Genomic DNA, 4,075 nt, shown 5'->3' with positions numbered 1-4,075 from the left:
CAGCACGCTCGAGCGGCACCCCTGAAATTGTAATCGGACCGGACGTCGTCGCAGCATCTCGCCGTCGCAACGAACGCACCACTGGAGGCAGCCGAATGAGCCGCGACCAGCTTGTCACCGCGCTTCAAGCCTGCGGAGCGTTTTCCATCATCCAGACCATCGACGACGTCGCGAGCGGCAGACGCCGCCGCGTCTTCGTGGACCGCGTCACCGGCGACCCGGCGCTGACCAGGGAAGTCGTGGAATATCTGCGCAGCTTCGGCGCCGACGTGGAGATTCCGATTCCGGCGCTTCACACGCGCCTGCGGCGTGCCGGCTAAGCCGGCCCGGTAGATGCGGGACGAACTGATCCGGCGGGACACGCCAAGCGGCACCGTCCGCGTCGTCGTCGCGTACGCGCGCGTCCGGGGCGGGGGATGGCTGTGGATCGCGCGGCGCACGCCGTCCGGGCCGATCGTCGGCCAGGGGCGCGGCGCGACCTACGAGATCGTGCGGGCCGCGGTGGAGGAGTGGCTCGAGCAGGAGGCGGAAGCGCTGACGCGTTGACCGGTTCCGGCGAAGCGGCGGACGGGCCGTCGAGAGGCGACGCCGTTCGGTTCAGATTCTGAGCCGCGGATCCAGATAGTCGCGGAGGCCGTCCCCGAACAGATTGCTCGCGAAGACCACCACGCTGATCGCCAGACCCGGGAAAATCACGAGCCACGTGACGCTGTTCGGGACGTGGTGCAGCGCCGCCCGCGTGCCGCGCGAGGGCGATCACGACGAGCATGATGACGGCTCCGATCGTGCCCGAGGGGGCGCGTCGCGCGTCAGTCGCTCTCGTTGACGGACGTGCGGTCCCACATGAGACGGCTGTAGTCGAGATCCTGTGCCGGAACGCCCGCGAGGCGTAGCATCGTCATCACCTGCGCGCGGTGGTGCACCTCGTGAAAGAGCAGTTGGCCGGCGAGGCCGCCGGCGGTCGTGCGCGTGCGCCGGGGCGGGGTAAAGTTCCGCGACACATACTCGATCGTCCGCGACGGATCGCCGAGGGCCGCGAGCACCGCGCGGGTGGCGGCCCGCCGGGCCTGCCACGCCGCGGAAAGCGCCGGCAGGGTGGGGTATCGCTCGGCGGTGAACGGCGACTCCGCACGGGTGTAGTCGCGGCCCGCGAGTCGCTGCACGTAGCCCCACTCGATGTCGGCGATGTGGATGAGGGTGGCGCGAATCGAGCCGAGGCCGAACGGATACGGCCGCGTATAGAGGTGGGCGGGCTGCGCGCCGGTCCAGTCGAGCAACCGGCCCCGGGCGAGGACCAGATAGTCGAAGAAGTGCGCGAAATCCACGCGCGCCGCGGCGTGCGCGTCCCGGCTCAAGGTGCGCTCCGATTCTCCGGGGCCGCCCCCGGTCCTCCCGCCCAGTGGCACAGGGCCGCCGCGGAGGCGACCCGAACACCTCGGTACTTCCCGCGAGGGGCAGGTGGGGAATGGGATATCTCAGCCGCCGCGTGTACGGCGACCGTCTGGCACGGATCCGGCGCGAGTTGGAGGAGGCCGATCTCGCCGCCCTCGCGGTCGTCACGCCGGAAAACTTCCTCTACGTGTCCGGCTACTTTCTCGACGTGCAGCCGTGGGAGCGGCCGGTCGCGGCGATCGTGCCGCGCGACGGGGATCCGTTTCTCGTCATGCACGAGTTATCGACCAATCACGTACGCTACGCGACCGAGCACCGCTCGATGTGGATCCCCGAGGTGCACTTCTACGCGGAGCACTACCGCCTGCAGCATCGCACGTACACGACGCCGCAGTGGCCGCAGATGGTCGCGGACCTCCTGCGGCGGAAGGGCATCCGCCGCGGGCGTCTCGGGGTTGACGCGATGGGCGGCCCCATCGGCCGCGTCCCGGATCTGCTGCCCGGGGTGGCGCTCGTCGAATCGGGTCGGATCCTTCGTGAGATGCGCCTCGTCAAATGCGAGGAGGAGCTGATTCTGATCCGGCAGGCGGCCGAGCTGAGCGACTGGGGCCAGGTCCGGTACCGCGAGCACCTGGCGCCCGGGCGATCGCTGGCGGAGATCGACACCCAGGTTCTGCGCGAGATGTCGCAGGAGGCGGTCCGCCGCTATCCGGACTACAAAGTCGAGCTGCGGGTGTTCGGCCTCACGGGTCCCAACTCGGCGTGTCCGCACGGCATCAGCGGCGACTACCGGCAGGTGGTCGAGCGCGGCCACGGGCTTGTGAACATCATCATCCCGCGGCTCAACGGCTACGTCTGCGAAAACGAGCGCACGTTCTTCGTCGGCGAGCCAACCGCGGAGCAGGCGGCCGCCTTCGAAGCCGCGGTGGAGGCCCAGGAGGCGGCCGCGGCGGCCTTCGTCGAGGGCGCTGTCGCCGCCGACGCGGACGCCGCCGCCCAGGTCGTGTTCGAGCGGCGGGGATTCGGCGACCGGGTGATCCACCGCACGGGCCACGGCATCGGCCTCGCGGGCCACGAATACCCCGACGACATCGCGTTCAACTTCCGGACGCTCGCGGAGAACGAGGTGTGGAGCTGCGAGCCCGGGATCTACCTCTACGGCGTCGGCGGCTTCCGGCACGACGACACGGTGATCGTCAAACGGGGCCGTCCCGAGATCGCGACGAAGTTTCCGCGCGACCTGGAGTCGCAGACGGTACCCCTGAAAGGAGCCTGAGGCGGCACGCCGCGGCGCCGCCCGGAGGAATTCTCCCTCCCGGCCGGAAAGGGTATCGTGTGCGCCGGCCTCGCGCGCGCGACGCTCTTTTCGAGCCGGCGCAGCGTGTCCCCGTGGTGTTCACCGTTCGCGCCGCACCCGAGACTCAGCTCCGTTGGGGGAGGGCCGCATGGAGCCGTGGAAGAACGACAACCGGTGGTTCGTCAGCCCGTATAACTACGATCCGTCCGTCACGTCCGCGGTCAAGTTCGCCGACCGCATCGAGCTTCACGACATCACCCTCCGGGACGGCGAGCAGCAGGCGGGCGTGGTTTTCACAAAGGACGACAAGATCCGCATCGCGGAGGCTCTGGCGGAAGTCGGCGTGCACCGGATCGAGGCCGGCATGCCGTCGGTCAGCAAGGATGATGCGGACGCGATCAAGGAGATCGTGCGCCGCAAGCTCGGCCCGAAGATCTTCGGGTTCTGCCGGTGCATGGTCAACGATGTCAAGCAGGCCGTGGACTGCGGCGTCGACGGCATCGTCATCGAAATCCCGTCGTCGCAGCACATCATCCAGTACGCCTACGGCTGGCCGCTCGAGCGGGCGATCGACCTCAGCATCGAGGCAACGCAGTACGCGAAGTCGCAGGGGCTGTACACCGTGTTCTTTCCGATCGACGGCACCCGTGCCGAGCCCGACTGGTTTCTGAACCTCATCGAGCGCGTGGCGACGGACGGCCATATGGACGCGTTGGGCCTCGTCGATACATTCGGCGGCTGCTCGCCGCACGCCATTGCCGCGTTCACCCGGCGGGTGCAGTCGCGGATCACGAAACCGTTGGAAACACACTACCACGATGACTTCGGGATGGCCGCCGCCAACACGATCACCTCGCTGGCGATGGGCGTGCCCGTCGCTCACGTCACCGTCTCGTCCCTCGGCGAGCGGGCGGGCAACGCGGCGCTGGAAGACGTCGCGATGGCGCTGAAAGTGCTGTACGGCGTCGACCTCGGCATCCGGTACGAGAAGCTCTTCCAGCTCAGCCGCCTGCTGCAGAAGCTCGCGCGGTTCCAGATCCCGAGCAACCGGCCCATCGTCGGCGACATGCTGTTCAAGGTCGAGTCCGGCATCATCAGCTCGTGGCTCTCGCGCTGCAAGGCGGACAATCCGGTCGAGCTGTTCCCGTTCCACTGGAGCATGGTCGGGCAGCCGGAGGCCGACATCGTGGTCGGCAAGGGCAACGGGCGCGACTCCATCGCCTACCGCCTTCGGGCGATGGGGCAGGACATCGCCAGCGACGATCCGCGGATCGACACGATTCTGGCCACCGTCAAGGCGGCGTCCCTCAAGAAGCACGCGCTGCTCGACGATCGGGAGTTTCGCGCGATCGTCTCCAAGGTACTCAAGCTCGGCAACGGCAAGCG

Annotated in this window: 5 protein-coding genes and 1 pseudogene; 4 read left to right on the top strand and 2 right to left on the bottom strand. The window is 68.5% G+C overall.

The annotated features are described in order from the left end of the window. The first annotated feature begins 95 nt into the window (after nucleotides 1–95). The gene (locus VFL28_02240; protein ID HET7263460.1) at nucleotides 96–320 is read left to right on the top strand and encodes a hypothetical protein; all 225 of its coding nucleotides are present in this window, start codon (nucleotides 96–98) and stop codon (nucleotides 318–320) included. 13 nt (nucleotides 321–333) lie between these two features. After that, complete coding sequence (locus VFL28_02235; GenBank protein ID HET7263459.1) at nucleotides 334–546, top strand: hypothetical protein; 213 nt, start codon at nucleotides 334–336, stop codon at nucleotides 544–546. Between the two features lie 51 nt (nucleotides 547–597). On the opposite strand, the pseudogene VFL28_02230 reads toward VFL28_02235, so the two are convergent. Then, nucleotides 598–702: pseudogene (locus VFL28_02230) on the bottom strand (ABC transporter permease). A gap of 107 nt (nucleotides 703–809) precedes the next feature. After that, entirely contained in the window at nucleotides 810–1,355 is a 546-nt protein-coding gene (locus VFL28_02225; GenBank protein HET7263458.1) for a DinB family protein, read from the bottom strand. Between the two features lie 110 nt (nucleotides 1,356–1,465). Between VFL28_02225 and VFL28_02220 the strand changes: the two genes are divergently transcribed. Further along, on the top strand, nucleotides 1,466–2,668 hold the full coding sequence (locus VFL28_02220; protein HET7263457.1) for a M24 family metallopeptidase: 1,203 nt from the start codon (nucleotides 1,466–1,468) through the stop codon (nucleotides 2,666–2,668). A 169-nt stretch (nucleotides 2,669–2,837) separates the two neighbouring features. After that, the coding region (locus VFL28_02215; protein ID HET7263456.1) for a pyruvate carboxyltransferase at nucleotides 2,838–4,075 on the top strand (1,238 nt) is incomplete at its 3' end.

The sequence above is a fragment of the bacterium genome (genome assembly GCA_035691305.1).
Taxonomy (GTDB): Bacteria; Sysuimicrobiota; Sysuimicrobiia; order Sysuimicrobiales; family Segetimicrobiaceae; genus DASSJF01.
Note: the sequence above shows the minus strand (reverse complement) of the source record. Positions and strands in the feature narration are given on the sequence as shown.

Excerpts from the sequence above, each read along its gene's own strand:
- VFL28_02240 (HET7263460.1), top strand. The coding sequence starts at position 96 with ATGAGCCGCGACCAGCTTGTCACCGCGCTTCAAGCCTGCGGAGCGTTT.
- VFL28_02235 (HET7263459.1), top strand. The coding sequence starts at position 334 with ATGCGGGACGAACTGATCCGGCGGGACACGCCAAGCGGCACCGTCCGC.
- VFL28_02220 (HET7263457.1), top strand. The coding sequence starts at position 1,466 with ATGGGATATCTCAGCCGCCGCGTGTACGGCGACCGTCTGGCACGGATC.